Source organism: Pseudomonas sp. Irchel 3H9, from assembly GCF_900187495.1.
Taxonomy (GTDB): Bacteria; Pseudomonadota; Gammaproteobacteria; order Pseudomonadales; family Pseudomonadaceae; genus Aquipseudomonas; species Aquipseudomonas sivasensis.
Window position 1 is genome coordinate 425,088 of record NZ_FYDK01000002.1, and the last position, 18,404, is coordinate 443,491.

The 18,404-nt window shown below is 62.2% G+C and carries 16 protein-coding genes; 4 read left to right on the top strand and 12 right to left on the bottom strand.

All coding sequences use genetic code 11. The features are described from left to right. Positions 1-86: 86 nt before the first annotated feature. The 7 genes from CKW32_RS07965 to CKW32_RS07995 all read right to left on the bottom strand — a co-directional run bounded on the left by CKW32_RS07965 (position 87) and on the right by CKW32_RS07995 (position 7,593). Positions 87-1,034, bottom strand: a complete 948-nt coding sequence (locus CKW32_RS07965) for a D-isomer specific 2-hydroxyacid dehydrogenase family protein (protein ID WP_095184522.1) — start codon at positions 1,032-1,034, stop codon at positions 87-89. Continuing rightward, complete coding sequence (locus tag CKW32_RS07970; protein ID WP_095184523.1) at positions 1,031-2,200, bottom strand: acyl-CoA dehydrogenase family protein; 1,170 nt, start codon at positions 2,198-2,200, stop codon at positions 1,031-1,033. The genes CKW32_RS07965 and CKW32_RS07970 overlap by 4 nt, the downstream gene beginning before the upstream one ends. 75 nt (positions 2,201-2,275) lie before the next feature. Continuing rightward, positions 2,276-2,959 carry a peroxiredoxin-like family protein gene (locus CKW32_RS07975; protein WP_095184524.1) on the bottom strand — a complete coding sequence of 228 codons (684 nt, stop codon included), beginning with the start codon at positions 2,957-2,959 and terminating at the stop codon, positions 2,276-2,278. Further along, positions 2,956-4,314 carry an LLM class flavin-dependent oxidoreductase gene (locus CKW32_RS07980; RefSeq protein ID WP_095184525.1) on the bottom strand — a complete coding sequence of 453 codons (1,359 nt, stop codon included), beginning with the start codon at positions 4,312-4,314 and terminating at the stop codon, positions 2,956-2,958. The genes CKW32_RS07975 and CKW32_RS07980 overlap by 4 nt, the downstream gene beginning before the upstream one ends. A gap of 11 nt (positions 4,315-4,325) precedes the next feature. Then, positions 4,326-5,300: an ABC transporter substrate-binding protein gene (locus CKW32_RS07985; RefSeq protein ID WP_032886599.1), complete on the bottom strand. Its 975-nt coding sequence runs from the start codon at positions 5,298-5,300 to the stop codon at positions 4,326-4,328. Positions 5,301-5,401: 101 nt separating this feature from the next. Continuing rightward, complete coding sequence (locus tag CKW32_RS07990) at positions 5,402-6,985, bottom strand: rhodanese homology domain-containing protein (RefSeq protein WP_095184526.1); 1,584 nt, start codon at positions 6,983-6,985, stop codon at positions 5,402-5,404. After that, on the bottom strand, positions 6,982-7,593 hold the full coding sequence (locus tag CKW32_RS07995; RefSeq protein ID WP_032886597.1) for a cysteine dioxygenase: 612 nt from the start codon (positions 7,591-7,593) through the stop codon (positions 6,982-6,984). Before CKW32_RS07995 ends, CKW32_RS07990 begins: the two co-directional genes overlap by 4 nt. A gap of 213 nt (positions 7,594-7,806) precedes the next feature. Here CKW32_RS07995 and CKW32_RS08000 point away from each other — a divergent pair, with 213 nt between their 5' ends. After that, a complete protein-coding gene (locus CKW32_RS08000) occupies positions 7,807-8,712 on the top strand; it encodes a LysR family transcriptional regulator (RefSeq protein WP_032886595.1) in 906 nt (301 codons plus the stop codon). A gap of 107 nt (positions 8,713-8,819) precedes the next feature. Next, complete coding sequence (locus tag CKW32_RS08005) at positions 8,820-9,614, top strand: class II aldolase/adducin family protein (RefSeq protein WP_032886594.1); 795 nt, start codon at positions 8,820-8,822, stop codon at positions 9,612-9,614. Between the two features lie 88 nt (positions 9,615-9,702). Here the strand turns inward: CKW32_RS08005 and CKW32_RS08010 are convergent, their stop codons facing one another. The 3 genes from CKW32_RS08010 to CKW32_RS08020 all read right to left on the bottom strand — a co-directional run bounded on the left by CKW32_RS08010 (position 9,703) and on the right by CKW32_RS08020 (position 12,398). After that, positions 9,703-10,785, bottom strand: a complete 1,083-nt coding sequence (locus CKW32_RS08010; protein WP_032886593.1) for an LLM class flavin-dependent oxidoreductase — start codon at positions 10,783-10,785, stop codon at positions 9,703-9,705. 279 nt (positions 10,786-11,064) lie between these two features. Further along, the gene (locus tag CKW32_RS08015) at positions 11,065-11,529 is read right to left on the bottom strand and encodes a phage infection protein (RefSeq protein ID WP_095184527.1); all 465 of its coding nucleotides are present in this window, start codon (positions 11,527-11,529) and stop codon (positions 11,065-11,067) included. Between the two features lie 146 nt (positions 11,530-11,675). Further along, positions 11,676-12,398: a pirin family protein gene (locus CKW32_RS08020; RefSeq protein ID WP_095184528.1), complete on the bottom strand. Its 723-nt coding sequence runs from the start codon at positions 12,396-12,398 to the stop codon at positions 11,676-11,678. Positions 12,399-12,579: 181 nt separating this feature from the next. Between CKW32_RS08020 and CKW32_RS08025 the strand changes: the two genes are divergently transcribed. Beyond that, entirely contained in the window at positions 12,580-13,530 is a 951-nt protein-coding gene (locus tag CKW32_RS08025; RefSeq protein ID WP_032886590.1) for a GlxA family transcriptional regulator, read from the top strand. Positions 13,531-13,680: 150 nt separating this feature from the next. Further along, positions 13,681-15,150, top strand: coding sequence for a winged helix-turn-helix domain-containing protein (locus tag CKW32_RS08030; RefSeq protein ID WP_095184529.1), 1,470 nt, complete (start codon positions 13,681-13,683; stop codon positions 15,148-15,150). Here CKW32_RS08030 and CKW32_RS08035 read toward each other — a convergent pair. Further along, positions 15,097-17,859, bottom strand: a complete 2,763-nt coding sequence (locus tag CKW32_RS08035) for a winged helix-turn-helix domain-containing protein (protein ID WP_095184530.1) — start codon at positions 17,857-17,859, stop codon at positions 15,097-15,099. The two genes, CKW32_RS08030 and CKW32_RS08035, sit on opposite strands and share 54 nt — an antisense overlap. Before the next feature lie 58 nt (positions 17,860-17,917). Further along, a complete protein-coding gene (locus CKW32_RS08040; protein ID WP_095184531.1) occupies positions 17,918-18,316 on the bottom strand; it encodes a helix-turn-helix domain-containing protein in 399 nt (132 codons plus the stop codon). Positions 18,317-18,404: the final 88 nt, after the last annotated feature.

Genomic DNA, 18,404 nt, shown 5'->3' on the forward strand with positions numbered 1-18,404 from the left:
GGCGGAACCAATACCCGCCGTTACCGCAGAAACGGATATGTACACCAAAAAACCGCAATCCAAACAACCCCCACCTTCAAACGGCATCACCCATTAGCCAGATTCACCAATTCCACACCCAAAACATACCGCTCCAGGTTCGCCAAAAACGTCTCAGCAATCTCATTACGGCTATCGGTCGATATCGCCGACGTATGCGGCGATAACCTCACCCTCGGATGCGTATACAACGGGTGCCCATCCGGCAACGGTTCCGGCTCGGTCACGTCGAGCGATGCCAGGCCGATTTGCCCGTTATCCAGCGCTTCCAGCAGCGCCTCCTGATCCACCAACCCCCCGCGCGCAATGTTGATCAAATGCAGCCCCGGCTTGGCGCTGCCCAACACGTCCCGATCGACGATATGGCGCGTAGCCTCGGTCAGCGGTGCCGCCAGCACCAGGTGGTCGGCGCGGGCGAACAGGTCGTGGATGTCCCTGGCCGCCTCGACCCCGTCGATCCCGAACGGTGTCGGGCTTTGGCGCAGCGCAACCACCTTGATTCCCAGCGCGTGAGCCTTCTGCGCCAGGCGTTCACCAATCGCACCAAAGCCGAGAATCCCCAATGTGGTGCCCTTGACCGGACGCAGCGGGGTGAAATTCCACTGAGAATCCTTCACCCAGATATCCGGCAAATGCTTGGACGCGGCAAAGATCGCCGCCAGGGCGAACTCGGCCAGGTTGTCGGCGGCGCTGCCCCGGGAGGTGGTCACCGGCGGGCCGTTGAACAGCCATTGCGGGTAGAAGTCTATGCCCGATGAGACCAAGTGCACCCATTGCGCGCCGTAGGGCCAGCCTGGCGGCGGGGTATCCGGGGCGGTGTAGCCGCGCACGTTGATCGGACGCAGCAACAGGATATTCGCCTGGGGCGGCAGATCGCTTGGCACGCCCACCGGCACGCCGATCACCTGGGCTTCGGGGTGGACCGTGCGCAGGCGAGCGCGGATCACGTCGTTGTAGTCTTCGTCCAACTGGCTGGCAATAATCACTTGAGTCATGTGCGTTCCTTCTGGCGTTGGGCGAACACGGCTTTACCGACGCCTTGCAGCACTGCATCGTTCTGGGGGGTATGTACGCGACTGCACAGCACATCGCGGTAGTGGCGTTGCAGCGGGCTATGGCGCGACAGGCCAGGGTTGCCGGAAGCCTCAATGGCCAGTTCCACCGCGCGAATAGCGTTGTGGGTGACCAGGTACTTCAACTGTGCGGCGTTGGATGCCGGTGTGTGGCCGTCGGCGGCGGCGTCGAGCAGGCTGCGGTTGGCGAACAGCAGGGTGTCTATATGCCCGACGGTTTCCTGAAAGCGCGGCAAGGTCGACAACGCCGCACCGAGGTTGGACGGCGTGCGTTCTTCCAGCCAGTTCACCAGCCAGTCCCGCGCGGCCTGGGCCACGGCGTCGTACACCGACGAGAGCAGCACCGACATCCACAGGAAACCCTCCGCATCCAACTCCGGCTGCGGTGCGCTCCAAGGGCTGACACTGACGGCGTGGTCCAGCGGCACCAGCACGTTGTCGAGCACCACTTCATGGCTGCAGGTGGCGCGCATGCCGAGGTGGTCCCAGGTGTCGATGATGCTCACGCCGGGGCTGTCCTTGGGCACCAGCCAGGCGCCCACCAGCGGGTCGGCGTCGTCACTGCGCGCCCACACGCTGAACCAGCTCAGGCCATGGCTGCCGGTGGAGTAGATCTTGCGCCCGCTGATGCGCCAGCCTTCGGCAGTGCGCACCGCAGTGGTTGCCGGCAGGCCGCCACGGGCCGGGGTGCCGAGGTCGGGCTCGACGCGCAGGGCGTTGATCAGCGCACCGTTACGCACTGCGTCTTCGGCGACTTTCACGCGCAGGTGCTGGGGCCAGGTTTTGCTGTCTTGCAGGCGTGTGTGTTGCAGGTATTGCATCACCAGGATCAGCGCGGTGGACGGCTCGCCCTTGGCAATCGCACTGATCGCCTTGCGCGCCTGAGGCAGGCTGGCACCGCCGCCGCCCAGGGTCTTGGGCACGGTGAGGGCGACCAGGCCGTGTTCATGCAATAGCTGGAAGTTGGCGTGGGGGAAGGCGCCACTGTCATCGTACTGCGGCGCGGTACTGGCCAGCTCGGTGGTGAGGCGTTCGAGCAAGGCTTCGAAATTGGCGACTTCCACGGAGCGTAGAGACGGTTGGGTCATAAGAATGTACTCGGTCAAAAATGTGGGAGGGGCGGCGCGACGATTCGACTTGCCCCTCCCACAGAGGATTTTGGCTTAGATGGCGAGGCGCACAGGCTGTTGGCCCAACAAGCGCTCCACCACCTGTACCACCGGCTCGGCTTCGGTACGTACCAGCCAATCCGGGCTAACGTCTACGAACGCGACCGTGCCGTCCTGGGCAATCACCACGACGGTCGGTTGGGGCAACTCCCAGGTCCCCGTACCGGTGGTTTCACCGATGTGATTGCCCTTGGCCAATGCCGCGTTACGCGAGGCTTCATCGAAGCTGTAGAGAATCCCCAAGCGCCGCCCGAGGTTGTTATCCGGGTCGCTGGCGACCAGCAGTTGCAGCGCGTGGTGGGTCTTGATTTCCACCAGGCGTTCCGGCACTTGCGGGCTGATCGCTACCAGCGGTACACCCAATTCGCGCAGGCGTGGGTACAGCTGGCGCTCGTAATAGGGCAGGGCGATGTTGCACGCCGGGCAGCCGGCAAAACGGAAGAAGATCAGCACCGCGGGGCCGTCTGCCAACAGCAGCTCGCGGTTGAGTTCGCCGCCTTCGACGTTGAGCAAGGTAAACGGGTCGAGCTCATCACCCACCTGCACGTAGTCGTCTACCCGCGCTTCATCCACCAGGCGCTGGCGCTGGTCGATATTGACTTGCAACGCCGCCGGGGCCCAGGTCGCTACACGCTCGGCGTGCAGCGCCGCCAACTGACGGTTAAGGGATTCGCTCATGCCAATGCCTCCTGCGGCGCTTGCACCTCGACGCTGTAACGGTTGACCGGTACGTCCAGGCCCAGGTTGTCGCGCAGGGTCTGGCCGGTGTATTCGGTGCGGAACAGGCCGCGCTGTTGCAGCACCGGCACCACCAGTTCGGTGAAGTACTGCAAGCCATCCGGCAGCACCGAGTTGACGATGAAGCCATCGCTGGCGCCGCGCTCGAACCAGGTCTGGATCGCATCAGCGACTTGCTCAGGGGTGCCGACAAAATCACGCTTGGGCCGCGAGAACCGCAGGGCCACTTCACGCAGGGTCAGGCCTTCGTCCTTGGCCAGTTGCTTGATGCGATCGGAGCCGCCTTTCTGGCTGTTGGAGCCCAAGTCGCCGAGTTCCGGGAAGGGTTCGTCCAGGGGGTATTTACTGAAATCGTGGTCGTTGAACGGGCGGCCGAGGGCGACAATGGCGTCTTCCACGGTGACCAGCTCCACGGCCTGCTGGTAGCGGCTTTCCACTTCGGCCTCGTCGCGCCCGACAATCGGGCGGATGCCCGGCAGGATCGACAGGCTGTCGGCATCGCGGCCAAAGCCTTTGGCACGGCGTTTGAGGTCCTGGGAGTAGGCCAGGCCTTCTTCGATGCTTTCCACATGCACAAAAATCGCATCGGAATGTTCGGCGGCAAAGTTACGCCCGTCTTCCGAGGTGCCGGCCTGGAAAATTGCGGGCTGGCCCTGGCGCGAACGCGCAATGTTCAGCGGGCCTTTGACCGAGAAAAACTCGCCCTTGTGGTTCAACGCGTGAAGCTTGTCCGGGGTGAAAAACTCGCCGCTTTGCTTGTTGTAGGCAAAGGCGTCGTCCTCCCAGGAATCCCACAGGCCCTTGACCACGTTCAGGTGTTCCTTGGCCATGCGGTAGCGCACGGCATGGGGCGGGTGCTCGGCCTTGCCGAAGTTATCGGCGGTGCCGCTGAGCCACGAGGTGACCACGTTCCATCCGGCGCGGCCGCCGCTGATATGGTCCAGAGACGCGAACTGACGTGCCACTTGGTAGGGCTCGGTGTAGCTGACGGTCACGGTGGCGACCAGGCCGATATGGGTGGTCAATGCCGCGAGGGCTGACAAGATCGTCAGCGGCTCGAAACGGTTGAGGTAATGGGGGCTGGATTTGGCGTGTATATGCAGGCTATCGGCGATGAACACAAAGTCGAATTTGGCAGCTTCGGCCAGTTCAGTCTGCTGCTTGTAGAAGCCGAAATTCGTACTGGCATTCGGTTGGGCCTGCGGGTGGCGCCATTCGCCCCAGCCGTGGCCGACACCGTGGACCATGGCACCCAGTTTTAAATGGCGTGGTTTTAGTTGACGTGGCTGGCTCATGTTCTGTTCCTTCAGCGCGAGACTTGGTTGTTGGGGGCACGCTTGGCGTTAAAGCTTTTGTCGAAGCCCTGTGACACGTCGATGTGTTTGGTCAGCAGGCCTTCTTTTTGGTAGGTGTCGGCGGTGGTTTGCAGGCCACTGATCACGCTGTCGTCGATCAATACCGGGCTCAGACGGGTTTCCTTGGCCACCGCCACATGCACGGCCAGTGGCAGGCCGGTGATTTTGGTCTGGGCGGCGGCGTATTCGTTGGGGTGCGTATTGGCCCAGGCGTAGGCGCGATCGACGCGGGCGACAAAGTCGTCCAGCTGCGTGCGCTTGTCGGCAATGGCCTGGCTGGTGGCCGCGAGGTACAGGTGGTTGCTCAACAGCGTGTTGCCACTGGCGATGATTCGCGCCTGGCTTTGGGAGGTCACCACGGTGGTGTAAGGGTCCCAGGTCGCCCAGGCATCGGCGGTGCCGTTATCCAGCACCAAGCGGGATTCGGCGGGCAACAAGAAGATGAACTGCACATCCTGGCTGGTCAGACCCGCGCTGGCCAACGCCTTGATCGCCAGGTAATGCCCGATGGAGCCACGCCCGGTGACGATTTTCTTACCCTTGAGGTCGGCGGCCGTCTTGATTGGCGAGTCCTTGGGTACCAGCAGCGCGGTGGTGTTGCGTCCTTCGGCGTGGATGATGCTGACCACTTTTAAGGACGCCCCGGCGCCCAGCGCGAACACGTAAGGCGCATCGCCCAAGGCACCGACATCCACCGCGCCGGCATTCAGGGCTTCGCCCAAGGGCGAGGCGGAGGGGAACTCCGACCACTGGATGGCATAGGGCACGTCTTTGGTTTCGCCGGACACTTCCAGCAGCGTCTTGATCGTGGATTTCTGATTGGCCACCCGCAGTGGTTGCAGGTCGGCGGCGTGGGCGCTGGTGGCCAGGCCAAGGGCCAGGGCAGTACCCAGGAACAGGCGCTTGAAGGGGGTGGTAAAGACCATGGGATAGAGGCTCCAGGCAGATCAAAAAAGGTGTGGGTTACCTCCGCCTAGAAAGGGGTCGGTGAAGCCTGCCCCCATTCAGAGGCAGGTGTGTTAGATGATCAGATCACGTAGAACCCATGGGTCCCATCACGGGCCAACTGGGCAACCAAACCGAACTCCCAATCCAGATATGCCTGCATGGCTTCCTTGGGGTTGTCGGTGCCTTCGTACGGACGGCGGTAGCGGTCGATCCGTGGTGAGGCCAGGTGGGTTTCGCCTTCTTCCAAGGGCAATTTCGCGTTGATCCAGCCTGCCGTGCCGTCTTGCAGCAGGAACACTTGCTTGCCGGTGATGGCTTCGACTTCAGCCACCGCCAGGCGCGCCAGTTGGCTGCTGCCGCAGGTCAGCACGTAGCGCTCGGCGCTCGGCACTTTGGCGAGGGCCTGGGGCAGTTGCGCGCGCAGGGCCCACCAGGCGCCGGGGATGTGGCGTTTGACGTAGTTGGCGCTGGCGGTGAAGTCCAGCACCACGGTATCGCCGTGGGCCAGCCAGTCGGCGAGGGTGTGGGGGCTGATCAGTTCGGCTTGGGGCGGCGTGGGCACCGGGGCGACCCAGGCGCCTTTTTCGCTGAAGTGCGCCGCTTGCAGGTCGTCCAGCACGTGCACGTCCCAGCCCAGTTGGGCGAGCCAGGACGCGGACATGTTGGCGCGCACGCCGTCGTCATCCGCCAGCACCAGGCGTGCGCCGCGTACGCTGGCCACGTGATCGGTTTCCTGGACCAATTGGCCGCCGGGGGTGGAGCGCGCGCCGGGCAGGTGACCGGCTTCGAATTCTTCCGGGGTGCGCACATCGAACAGGTAGGTGGTGCGAGTGGTTTGCTGCTGCCAGGCGTGCAGATCGTCCAGGGTGGCACGGCCAACGCGGGCTTTGTCGGCGACGCGGCGTGCCTCGACGGCGGCGACCTGGCGATGTTCTTCCGAGGTCGGGGCAAAGCGTCGCGCCTGGCCGTGGGCGAGTGTTTGCCCGGCCAGGGTCCAGCCGATGGTGCCATTGCGCAGTGCGGATACCGGGTTGGCCACGCCCGCATTGATCAGCGATTGGGTACCGATGATGCTGCGGGTGCGTCCGGCGCAGTTGACGATAATGCGCGTGGCCGGATCCGGCGCCAGTTCACGGGCGCGCAGCACCAGTTCGGCACCGGGCACGCTGATGCTGGTGGGAATGCTCATGGTTTGGTATTCGTCGAAGCGGCGGGCGTCGAGCACCACCACGTCGGCGTGGCTGTCGAGCAGGGCCTGCACTTCTTCGGCGGCCAGGGACGGCGTGTGACGCTCGCTCTCTACCAGTTCGCCAAAGGCTTTGCTCGGCACGTTCACGTCAATAAACAGCTCGCCACCGGCGCTGCGCCAGCCATTGAGGCCCCCTTCGAGCAGGCTGACCTGGGTGTAGCCCAATGCAATCAGGCGCTCGGCGGCGCGGCTGGCCAGACCTTCGCCGTTGTCGTAGACGGTGACCTGGGTATCACGCCGTGGAATGCGCGAATACACCTCCAGCTCCAGCTTGGACAGCGGGATATTCGCCGCGAACAGCGGGTGGGATTCAGCAAACGGCGCTTCTTCGCGCACGTCGATCAGGGCGACTTCTGCATGGTCCAACAGGGCCTGGCGAATCTGGGCGAAATTGCGGGTCGGTACGGTGCTCATAGGGCAGGGCTCTTTTCTTTGGACAAATCCCAGATGTTCGGGAGGAAGGCGTTGGAATAACCGGAGATAAACAGTTTCTCGCTGCCGTCGGGCTGGTACACCGCACGGCGTACCGCACCGATATTGGCGCCGTACACGTGAATGCTGATGGACACTTGGTCGCTGTGGGCGTTGCTGACCTGATGAATGTCGCCGACCTTGGGCGATACGGCTTCGACCTGGCCCGGCACCAGCTTAATAGGCTTGCCTTCGGCGACCAGGCTGCCGTCGGGGGCGCGTTCAAACCCTTGGGAAAACTCCGCGCCGCGCAACATGCCGATCAGCCCCCACACCCGGTGGTCATGAATCGGCGTGGTCTGCCCCGGGCCCCAGACAAAACTGACGACGCTGAAGCGCTGGCGCGAATCGGCGTGCAGCAAAAATTGCTGGTAGCGCTCGGGGTTGGGTTGGGCGAATTCGTCGGGGAGCCAGTCATCATGGCTGACCAGTTGCGCGAGTAGTTTGCCGCCACGGTGCAACAGGTCGCCTTCGCGCGGATTGCCGTCGATCAGTTCCGCCAGGGCGCCAATGAAGGCTCTGAGTCTCTCGGGGTGTCGGGCCTGGGTCATGGCAATTCCATCAGTCGGTGTTGATGGGTTTATCTAAGCATAATGTTTATAGTTAATATGCTATTTTTTAATGATTAGCTTATAGCTGAAGGTAATTTAGAATCGGCGTGTATAGCGTTAGACGTTATCGATCACAGCGTGGGCTATTCAGATAACGTTCCTGCAACTATGCTTCGCGGACATCTTAATGACTGTTCTCTATGTGCGGCCCAAATGAAAATTGACGATATCGATGCCTTTGTCGAAGTGATTCGTTGCCAGTCCATCAGCCATGCCGCCGAGTCGTTGCAACTGACCCAGCCGGCCATTACTCGCCGCGTGCAGAACTTCGAGCAGGCGCTGGGGGTGGAGCTGTTTGACCGCAACACCAAGCCCCTCAAACCGACGTTGATCGGTACCCGCGTGTATGAACAATGCCGGTTGATCCTGCGCGAGATGGATGCCTTGCGTGAGCTGGTAGCCACCGACGCACCCCCCTCTGGCGTACTGCGCCTGGGCGTGCCGCAGACCATCGGCGATGTAGTGCTGCTGGACGCGCTGAAGCTGCTGCGCACTGAGTACCCCGAACTGCGCGCCCAGGTCGCGACCGGCTGGGGCAGCCAGTTGGTCGGCAAGATTGAACGGGGCGAATTGGACGCGGCGGCGGCGTTGTTCCCGGCAGGCAAGATCTTCCCGGATAACATCGTTGGCGAGTCTATCGGCAAGATGGAGTTGGTGGTGGTGTGCGCCAAGGCGCAGTTGCCGAAAAAACCCTGCAAGCTGGCGGATGTGTACCAGAACGGGTGGATTCTTAACCCGGATGGCTGCGGGTTCCGTGCCGGGTTGCAACGCACCTTGTCCGATCAGGGCTTGGCGCTGCGGGTCAACCTGGAAACCTTCGGCACTGAATTGCAATTGGGTCTGGTCGCCGATGGCCTGGGCTTGGGCCTGGTGCCGCGTCCCTTGCTGGAGCGCAGCGCTCACCGCGAACAATTGGCGGTAATGCCGCTCAAGGACTTCAAACCGGTGATGGACCTTTGGCTCATCTACCCGCATTTCCTCGGCAACCTGCAAGGGCCGGTGGATGCGTTTGGCAAATGGGTGGCGGCGTCGTTGCACAAGATTCGGGATGCGGCTTGATATGAAAAAAAATAATAATTAGCTTAGATTAAAATGTGCTTTTTATTATGTTTGAGCATCCCCTAGGCTTGCCTGGAAGTCCTTAAGGCCATCCAGGAAGTTTTGCCATGAGCAGCGTCACCTCGATTTCCAGCGTCTCCAACAACGTTCGTCAACGCGTCACGCCAGAAGAGTGGGAAGTGCGCGTGAAACTGGCCGCCGCCTACCGCCTGGCGGCCTTGTACAAGTGGACCGATCATATTTACACCCACTTCTCCGCCCGTGTACCGGGCCCGGAGGAGCATTTCCTGATCAATGCCTTCGGCCTGTTGTTCGATGAAATCAACGCCTCCAACCTGGTCAAGGTCGACCTCGACGGCACGATCGTCGACGACCCCACCGGCCTGGGTATCAACTACGCCGGCTACGTGATCCACAGCGCCATCCACGGCGCGCGCCATGACTTGCAAGCGGTGCTGCACACCCATACTCGCGATGGCATTGCGGTGTCCGCGCAGAAGGACGGCTTGTTGCCGATTTCCCAACACTCCATCGCCTTTTCCGGGCGAGTGGCCTACCACGGCTATGAAGGCATCGCCCTCGACCTGGACGAGCGTGAGCGGTTGGTGGCGGATCTGGGCGACAAGAGCGTGATGATCCTGCGCAACCACGGGCTGTTGACGGCGGGTATCAGCGTCGAACATGCCTTCCAGCAGCTGCAAGGGTTGGAGCGTGCGTGCAATATTCAGATCGCGGCGCAAGCGGCGGGGAATGCTGAGCTGGTCTTTCCGCCACAGGAGGTAGTGGCGAAGGTTGAAGAACAGGCCAAGGCGCATAGCAGCGGCGAGGGGCCGGGCGTAGCGCGGCATTGGAATGCGCTGATTCGGCAGTTGGAACGCAGCGATACCGACTACAAGAACTGATCCTGAGCTTAATGAAGATAGGCAGGTGGGAGAGGGCGAGTCGAATCATCGCACCGCCCCTCCCACATTGGTTTTGCTGTGTTCTGGCTTACGCGACCTGTTTGGCCTGCTCGCGTTCTGCAATCAGTTGGCGGGTGAGGGGGATCAACCGCTTGCCGTAGTCGATCGCATCATTGAGCGGATCAAACCCACGGATCAGGAAGGTGGTGATGCCAAGGTCGTAGTAATCCACCAGCGCTTCAGCCACTTGTTCGGCGGTGCCCACCAACGAGGTTGAGTTCCCTTGTGCGCCCAGCAACCCCGCAATCCCCGTCCACAAACGCTTGTCCAGCCGGGAACCCTGTGCCGCCGCTGCGAGTAGGCGACGCGAGCCTTCATTCGGCGGTTCACGCCGCACAAATCCATTCTTCTCTGCCAACTCGGTGGCCTGTTGCAAGATGCTGTCAGCGCGTGCCCACGCCAGCTCTTCGGTCTCGGCGAGGATCGGTCGCAGCGACAGGCTGAAGCGAATCGTGCGTCCATGCTTGGCTGCTTCGGCCCGGACCTGAGTCACGATCTCGCGCACTTGCTCGTAGGTTTCGCCCCACAGTGCGTACACGTCGGCATGTTTGCCCGCCACTTCAATCGCGGCCTGGGAAGACCCTCCGAAGTACAGTGGGATATGCGGTTGCTGCGGCGACTTCACGGTGGAGTGCGCGCCTTCGACCTGGTAGTAGGTGCCGGTGAAATCGAAGGGCTGTTCGCTGGTCCATTCCTGTCGCACCACACTCAGGTATTCGTCGGTCCGTGCGTAGCGTTCGTCCTTGCCGATATGGCTGCCATCGGCGCGCAGTTCGCGGTCGTCGCCACCGGTGATGATATGCACGGCGGTGCGCCCGCCGTTGAACACATCCAGGGTGGCGAACTGGCGCGCGGCGAGGGTGGGTTGTGCAAAACCGGGGCGGTGGGCGATCAGGAATTGCAGTTTGCGGGTGACGCTGGCGGCATGGGAGGCGATCAGCGTGCTGTCCGGGCTGTTGGAGTGGAAGGCCACCAGGGCGCGGTCGAAGCCGGCCTCTTCGTGGGCGCGGGCCACGGTTTCCACGTAGTCCGGTTGCAGGGTCGGGCCGCTGCGTGGATGAATTTCGGATGCATGGTGGCCGCCGATATAGCCGATGAATTCGATGCTCATGGTCTGTCCTTGTCGAGTAGGGAGTGTGTACCTCCGCCGGGCAGGGGGTCGGTCATGCTCGTCCAAGGTAGGGGCCCCGACGGCCGCTGTAAAATGCCGTTTGGTTCTAACCTAATTATTAAAAAATAGAATTATTTTGTGGTTTTATATCAGTAAATAGCATTATCTAAGCCGGCAGCGACGCAACCCCAAGTGTTTGCGAGTTTGAGTGCACTTTCTAATAGACGAAAAAAAACCGGCTGATCAGGCCGGTTTGGGGGTGCCCTCGAACAGGGCGGGTTATGCGTGGTTTTCCATCAGACGATCCGAGCCACCTTCAGCTACGCGGTTTTTCATCAGACGGTCCGAGCCACCTTCAGCTACGCGGTTTTCCTGCAGACGGTCCGAGCCACCTTCAGCTACGCGTTTTTCCAGAAGACGATCCGAACCACCTTCAGCTACACGGTTTTCCATCAGACGATCCGAGCCACCTTCAGCTACACGGTTTTCCATCAGACGATCCGAGCCACCTTCAGCTACGCGGTTTTCCATCAGACGATCCGAGCCACCTTCAGCTACGCGGTTTTCCATCAGACGATCCGAGCCACCTTCGGCAACACGGTTTTCGATCAGTCGATCCGAACCGCTTTCAGCAACACGGTTTTCGATCAGGCGATCTGCACCGCCTTCAGCGACTACAGGGTGGGCAAATGCGTTTGCAGCGAGTACCGAGAAAGCGAGGCTAAGCAAGATTTGGCGTTTCATGATGGTGTGCTCCGAGTGTTTTAGTTTGGGTGTTGCCTGGTATGGGTTTGATGTTACGCGTTGCATTTTTTAAGAGAACTTCATTGCGCTGATGGTGACTATCGATGCCAGCGATGGACCGTTTCCAACGGCCATCGCCCGGCTGATCAAGGCATTTGCGGCAGTTCCTGAGGTCGCAGGTCGAACACCAGCACCTCGGCGTCCTGACCTTGACTCACGCGGATGCGCTGCTCATCACGCACTCGGGCACCGTCACCTTCCTGCAAGCGCTGGCCGTTGATCTCCACGCTGCCCCGGGCCACATGGATGTACACGTGGCGATCCGGCGGCAGGTCAAGGGTTGTGGCTTCGTCACCGTTGAACAGCCCGGCGTACACCCTGGCGTCCTGGCGTACACTCAGGGAACCGTCGGCGCCGTCCGGCGAGATGATCAACTGCAGGCGCCCACGCTTTTGTGCCTCGCTGAAGTGCTCTTGCTGATAACGCGGTTCGGCACCGGCCACGGCGGGCACGATCCAGATTTGCAGGAAATGCACCCCTCGGTTTTGGCTGTGGTTGAACTCGCTGTGGGCCACGCCGCTGCCAGCGCTCATCAATTGCACATCGCCAGGGCGGATCACCGAGCCAGTGCCCAGGGTGTCCTTGTGCTCCAGGGCGCCTTCGAGCACATAAGAGAAAATCTCCATGTCACGGTGCGGGTGCTGGCCGAAGCCTTTGCCGGCGGCGACGCGATCATCGTTGATCACCAGCAGGTCGGAAAAACCCTGCTCGTTGGGGTTCCAGTAGTTGGCGAACGAGAAGGTGTGGAACGACTTCAACCAACCGTGATTGGCGGCGCCGCGTTCGGAAGCTTTGCGAAGGGTCAGCATGGTTGTGTCCTCAAGTGGGCGCTGGCTGCGAGATGCAGGGCGCTTGCGTTGAGAAGAAGGTTACTGGTTACTGAAATATTCATTAAGAAGCTGAAATCTGAATAACTGTCCCTCTCAGATTGACAGTGAAAGGCATGCCATAATGCCTCCCGCTTTCTTCCCCTCGATGGATGCCTTCTGTATGAAAACCGTGGCCATGGCGCTGTTCCCGGACTTCCTCTTGCTCGACATGGCCGGGCCGCTTGAAGTGTTTTCCATCGCCAACCGCTACCTGCCGGCGGCGGCGCATTATCAGATCCTTACTGTTGGCACCGAACCTGGCCCACTGCGCGCATCCAACGGCGTAATGGTGCAGACCGACCTGTTGCTGGAGCAGGCCGACGGTGCCTATGACCTCTTGCTGGTGCCCGGTGGCCCCGGTGCCTATAACGAATGCCATCCGGCGCTGCTGCCCTGGCTAAAAGCAGCGGCGCCACGGGCACGGCGCTTTGGCTCGATCTGCACGGGCGCCTTTGTGCTCGGGCACGCCGGGCTGTTGGACGAGCACCGCGTGACCACTCATTGGCATTACACCGAGCGGCTGATCAAGGCGTTCCCCAACGCCATCGTCGAGACCGACCGTATCTATCTGCAGGACGGGCGGTTGATTACCTCGGGCGGGGTCACGGCCGGTATCGACCTGGCGTTGTCCATCGTTGCCCAGGACCATGGCAAGCAGGTGGCGGTGGATGTGGCGAAGGTGCTGTTGGTGGTGATGAAACGCCAGGGCGGCCAGGCCCAATTCAGCCCGATGACCGCGGCCGTGGCGCCCCAGGAAACCGCGATTACCCGCGTGCAGAACCATGTTCTCGCGCACCTGGAGCAGCCGTTCACCATCGAGTCCATGGCCGAGTTGGCCGGCATGAGTGCGCGCCACTTTGCCCGGTTGTTTGCCAAGGATGTGCAGATGACGCCCATGGCCTTTCTGCAAGGCGCGCGCATCGACCGTGCTCGGCAATTGCTGGAAACCACTGATCTGCCGCTCAAGACCGTGGCGTTCCATGCAGGCTTTGGCAGCGTGCGGCACATGCGCTTTTTATTCAGTGAAAAGCTCGGTCTTAACCCTACCCAATACCGACAGCAGTTCAGTTAACGACAGGATGTCCGTCTCGCACACCCGATTGTCCGTATCGCTCCCCGTGCCAGCATTGTCCTGTCATGGGTAGCTGGCAAGAATAGCGTCGAGCCCACGGAAAAGGATGCGCGAACGCCCAAGGCCGGGTGTTTCAGCGCGATTGCAGACATGAACGACCCTCAGGCGATTGACGCCGATAGCACGGTGCGCTTCGGTGCCTATGCCTTTCACCGGCAGCAGCGACTGGTCAGCAAGGCGGGTTGGCCGGTGCCGTTGGGCGGGCGGGCGCTGGATATCCTCGCGATGCTGCTGGAAGCGCCTGGGCAATTTGTCAGCAAGGCCACCCTCATCGAGCGGGTCTGGCCGAATAGCGTGGTGGAAGAGAACAACCTGCGGGTGCACATCGCCGCGCTGCGCCGTGCCCTCGACGGGCAACGGTTTATCCTCAATGACCCCCAGCGCGGCTACTGCTTCGCTGCGCCCGTGCAAGGCGTGGCCGCAGCGGTGCTGCCTCGGCACAACCTGGCCGCGCGGCTCAGCCCGGTGATTGGCCGTGATGAACTGCTGGGCGTGCTGGTGCGGCGTTTGTCCGGGCAGCGGCTGATGACCCTCACCGGATGCGCCGGCGTGGGCAAGAGCACCTTGGCCCTGGCCCTGGCCGAGCGCGTGTTGCCGCGCTACCGCGACGGTGTGTGGTGGGTCGACCTGGCCACCGTCGAGGCGCCGCTGATGATGCTGCGCCACCTGGCCACGGTCCTGCATCTCGAACCCAGCGGCAGCGCCACTGAACTGTGCCGTCAATTGGCTTCCCGACAATTATTGCTGGTACTTGATGGCGCTGATCTGCTGCTTGGCGCCTGTCGACATCTGCTGCGTGTGCTTAGCGAACACGCGCCCCGGATCAGTGTGCTCGTCAGTAGCCGTGAAGCCTTGCATGCCCCGGGCGAGTGGGTGTTGCGCGTGCCCCAGTTGGCGCTTCCAGCTCCGTCGGTGTTGGGCAGCGTTGAACAGGCGATGGTGAGTCCGGCGGTGCAGTTGTTTGTTGCACGGGTGCGTGCCAGCCAGCAGGGGTTTGTGTTGCGGCCCCAGGACTTGGCACCGCTGCGTGATATCTGCCGGCGCCTCGACGGTATTCCTCTGGCTCTCGAACTGGCCGCCGCCCAAGTGGACGCCCTTGGCGTCCGTGGTGTGCAGGCGCAAGTGTGCAGGGGCTTGCAGATCCTCACGCGGGGGCGCCGCACAGCGGTTGAGCGCCACCAAACCCTCAGCGCCGCACTGGATTGGACCTACCAGCGCCTGAGCTTGCCGGAGCGCTGGCTGTTCCTGCAGATGAGCCTGTTCAAAATGGCGGTGACTTTGCCCACCTTGAGTGAGCTGGTGGTCGGCACGGAGCTGGAGCATGCCGACCTGTCTTACTTGTTGAGTCGGCTGGTCGACACCTCACTGCTGAACCTTGAGCCCGGCCCAGGTTATCCGCGCTATCGCCTGCTCAACAGTGTGCGCAGCTACGCCTTGGCACTTCTTCGCGACCCACAGCAGGTAGCACGCTTGCAACAGGGCTATGGGCATTACCTGGGGCCGTTTTCAGGCCGGCCGTTTGTCTTGCAACTCGTCGAGCAGGCGGCGCACGCGGATTAGATCCTGGGTGGCGAAGCCTTCGGTAAACCGCTCATAGACTGAACCCAGCAGGTCGCGCGCGGCCTGCACACGACCTTGCTTGTGCCACAGCCGCGCCAAGCTGTCTGCGCATCGTAACTCCCAGGCCAGCGCGCCTTGCTGGTGCGCCAGGCCCAGGGCTTCGAGCAACAGGCTTTCGGCTGATTGGGCATCGGGCATGGCCTCGGCGCGCACGCGCAGAATCTCTGGTGTGCACCAGCCGGCCGCACCGCTTCGGGCGCGTTCGAACAGGGCGTCATCCACTGCGATGGCGTTGAATGTCACCAGGATGTCCTCGACCAGGCCCAGCCCTTGTACTTCGGCAATCTGCGCCGTGCCTTCGTAGCATTGCGCCCAGGTGTGGAACAACTGCACTGAATGTTTTTGCGCCTGCTGCAACAGCAGGTCCAACTGATCGCGGGCCGCAAGCGTATCGCCGTTGTACTGAGCGATCACCACCCCAGCCAGGGCCAGGGTGTAGCAGATCGACGTGCCGTGGTTGATCTGCAACGCCAGCGCCAGTGCCTGGCTTGCAGTGCGCCACGCGCGTTCAGGGAAACCGCGCAGCCACAGGATGCGCGCGAGGATGGTCAGCGAAGCCACGCTTTGGTCGTACTGCACACCAAAGCCATGGGTAAACCGGTTGAGATGGCCGCTCTGGGCCATGCGCTGGATCACCTGTTCGGCATTGTGCTGCGCCAGCACCTGATTGCCGGCGAAGTGCTGCGCCAGTACTCGCAGGCGTTGGGCGCTGAGGGCCAGCAACGACTCGGTGTGTGGCCCCAACTGGTCGAAATGCAGGCTTTGCTTCAACGCCTCACGGTAGTTGCCGCTGCACAGGCTGACCGCCATTTGCCCCGACACTGCACGCAGTTGGCCGGGCAGGTTTTTGTCAGCTTCGGCCAGGCGTCGTGCGCAGGCAAAGGCGTCTATGGTCTGCGGCGTACTGCCCTGGGCGTGATAGGAGAAACTGCCGAAGGCCAACTGCAATGCCATGTGCAAGCGCTGGCTCGGCGCACTCGATTGCCCCAGTCGTGCCAGGGCCTTGCTCACGTAGAGGCCGTGTTCGCGCAGCAGCGACAGCTCCTGCCACAACGGCATGGCGCTGACGGTGAGGCGAATGCCCAGCACGTGCACACCCTGGTCGCCCAGGCCCCAGTCGAGGGCGGCACGGATGTCTTCGCGCAGCGGGGCATAGCGGTCGATCCACGGCTGGGTAGCGATCTGCTCCCAATCTTCCTGCGCCTGGTCCATCAGCGCCAGGCAGCGGTTGGCGTGACGTTCACGGGTGGCATCCAACTCGTCGGCGACACTGAGTTTTTCCAGGGCGTAGGTGCGGGTGATGTCCAGCAGGCGATAGACCATCTCGTCATCGCCGGGCTCCACATTGAGCAAGGATTTGGCGACCAGTTGAGTGATCGAGCCCAGCACCTCGGTCGGTGCGATCTGTTCTCCGGCAATCACCGCCGCAGCGCTGGCCAGGCTGAAACCACCCCGGAACACGGCGAGACGGCGCAGGCAGATTTGCTCGCACGTCGTGAGCAGGTCGAAGCTCCAATCCAAGGTCGCGCGCAAGGTTTGATGCCGGGGCAGGGCACTGCGCCGGCCTCGGGTGAGCAGGCGGAAATTGTCTTCCATCTGCACCAGCAACCCCGGCAGGCCGAAGCGCTCGATCTGCGCCGCCACCAATTCGATTGCCAGGGGAATACCGTCCAGGCGCTGGCAGATATCAATCGCCAGGGGCAGTTCGGCTTCGCTCAGTTCGAAGCTGTCCTGATGGGACATGGCGCGTTCGATCAGCAGTTGCAGGGCAGGATAGCCCAGGGCCTGGGCGCGGTTGCCGGTGGCGGGTGGGCAGGCCAGGGGTTCCAGGCGTTGCACCGATTCGCCTTCGGCGCGCAATGCTTCGCGGCTGGTGGCCAGGATGTGGAGTTTTGGGGCATGGCGCAGCAGGGTTTCGCTGATCAGCGCAATGTCGTCCAGCAAGTGCTCGCAGTTGTCGATCACCAGCAGCACCTGGCGCTCTTGCAGGCGGCGCGCGAAGGTGGCCAGCGGTTCGTGCTCGGTGTGGGTCAGGTCGAGCAGGGCGGCGAGGTTGGGCAGGATCATCGACGGCGCGTTGAGGGGCGCCAGGTCCAGCAGGCGGATACCGTCGCGGTAATGGCCGATCAGCAATTCCGCCACGCGCAACGCCACGGTGGTCTTGCCGATGCCGCCGGCGCCCGTTAGGGTGATAAAGCGTTGTTCGGGCAGGTGCTGCACCAGGCTGTCGATCAGCGCCTGGCGGCCGAGCATGCGGGTGCGGCGCAGCGGCAGGTTGTGGCAGGGGCGTTGGGGCGTGCCTTCTGTGGGTAGGCTCATCGGCTCGATGCTCAGTGGCGCAACAAAACTGTAGCCACGCTGGGCCACCGTAACGATATAGCGCTGCCCGGCCTGGCCATCGCCCAGCGCCTTGCGCAACGCCGCCATATGCACCCGCAGGTTGCCGTCCTCTACCACGCTTTTGGGCCAGACCCGAGCGATCAGCTCCTGCTTGCTCACCACATTACCGGCCTGCTCCAGCAGGATCAGCAGGATATCCACGGCCCGCCGCCCCAGGCGCAACGGACGACCAGCCTCCAGCACCAGGCGCTGGTGGGGATGGATACGGTACGGCCCGAAGTGCACGGCCTGATCGCGTTGGTCACTCATGGGTGGCCATGCTCTGGAGAAAGTAAGCGGCCAGCATATTCCAGGTGCTTGCAGACCACTAGGCAGCGATCTCTTGAGGCTTGTGACGCAGTTGGTGGTTTCGCCAGGTCATCGGATTGACACCCTCGCTGCGGGTGAACATATGGCAGAAATGTGCTTGGTCGCAGAACCCGCATTCCAGGCTGATCTGCGTCAGGCTCAAGGAAGACTGAGTGATCAATTCCTTGGCCCGCTGGATGCGTTGCAGGCGTATCCATTCCTGGGGCGACAGCCCGGTGGTGCACTTGAATGCACGGGAGAAATGGCTGCGCGACAGCGCGCAGGCCTGGGCCAGGTCGGCAATCGCCAGGCTTTCGCCGAGGTTGGCGAGGATCAATTGCTTGGCGATACGCTCGCGCCGGGGGCATAGGCCGCCGGTAGCGGATAAGCGAGGAGCGCAGTGCTCAGTTCGGGCCATGACGGATATCCGCAGTCGATGGGAGCGTTCCCGGTGAATGGATGCAGTGTAGATGGCGTCAATCTTGTTGCCGTACCGTCTGGCTGAC

Coding starts and splice junctions, on each gene's coding strand:
- CKW32_RS07965 (WP_095184522.1), bottom strand. CDS start 1,034: ATGACTCAAGTGATTATTGCCAGCCAGTTGGACGAAGACTACAACGAC.
- CKW32_RS07970 (WP_095184523.1), bottom strand. CDS start 2,200: ATGACCCAACCGTCTCTACGCTCCGTGGAAGTCGCCAATTTCGAAGCC.
- CKW32_RS07975 (WP_095184524.1), bottom strand. CDS start 2,959: ATGAGCGAATCCCTTAACCGTCAGTTGGCGGCGCTGCACGCCGAGCGT.
- CKW32_RS07980 (WP_095184525.1), bottom strand. CDS start 4,314: ATGAGCCAGCCACGTCAACTAAAACCACGCCATTTAAAACTGGGTGCC.
- CKW32_RS07985 (WP_032886599.1), bottom strand. CDS start 5,300: ATGGTCTTTACCACCCCCTTCAAGCGCCTGTTCCTGGGTACTGCCCTG.
- CKW32_RS07990 (WP_095184526.1), bottom strand. CDS start 6,985: ATGAGCACCGTACCGACCCGCAATTTCGCCCAGATTCGCCAGGCCCTG.
- CKW32_RS07995 (WP_032886597.1), bottom strand. CDS start 7,593: ATGACCCAGGCCCGACACCCCGAGAGACTCAGAGCCTTCATTGGCGCC.
- CKW32_RS08000 (WP_032886595.1), top strand. CDS start 7,807: ATGAAAATTGACGATATCGATGCCTTTGTCGAAGTGATTCGTTGCCAG.
- CKW32_RS08005 (WP_032886594.1), top strand. CDS start 8,820: ATGAGCAGCGTCACCTCGATTTCCAGCGTCTCCAACAACGTTCGTCAA.
- CKW32_RS08010 (WP_032886593.1), bottom strand. CDS start 10,785: ATGAGCATCGAATTCATCGGCTATATCGGCGGCCACCATGCATCCGAA.
- CKW32_RS08015 (WP_095184527.1), bottom strand. CDS start 11,529: ATGAAACGCCAAATCTTGCTTAGCCTCGCTTTCTCGGTACTCGCTGCA.
- CKW32_RS08020 (WP_095184528.1), bottom strand. CDS start 12,398: ATGCTGACCCTTCGCAAAGCTTCCGAACGCGGCGCCGCCAATCACGGT.
- CKW32_RS08025 (WP_032886590.1), top strand. CDS start 12,580: ATGAAAACCGTGGCCATGGCGCTGTTCCCGGACTTCCTCTTGCTCGAC.
- CKW32_RS08030 (WP_095184529.1), top strand. CDS start 13,681: ATGAACGACCCTCAGGCGATTGACGCCGATAGCACGGTGCGCTTCGGT.
- CKW32_RS08035 (WP_095184530.1), bottom strand. CDS start 17,859: ATGAGTGACCAACGCGATCAGGCCGTGCACTTCGGGCCGTACCGTATC.
- CKW32_RS08040 (WP_095184531.1), bottom strand. CDS start 18,316: ATGGCCCGAACTGAGCACTGCGCTCCTCGCTTATCCGCTACCGGCGGC.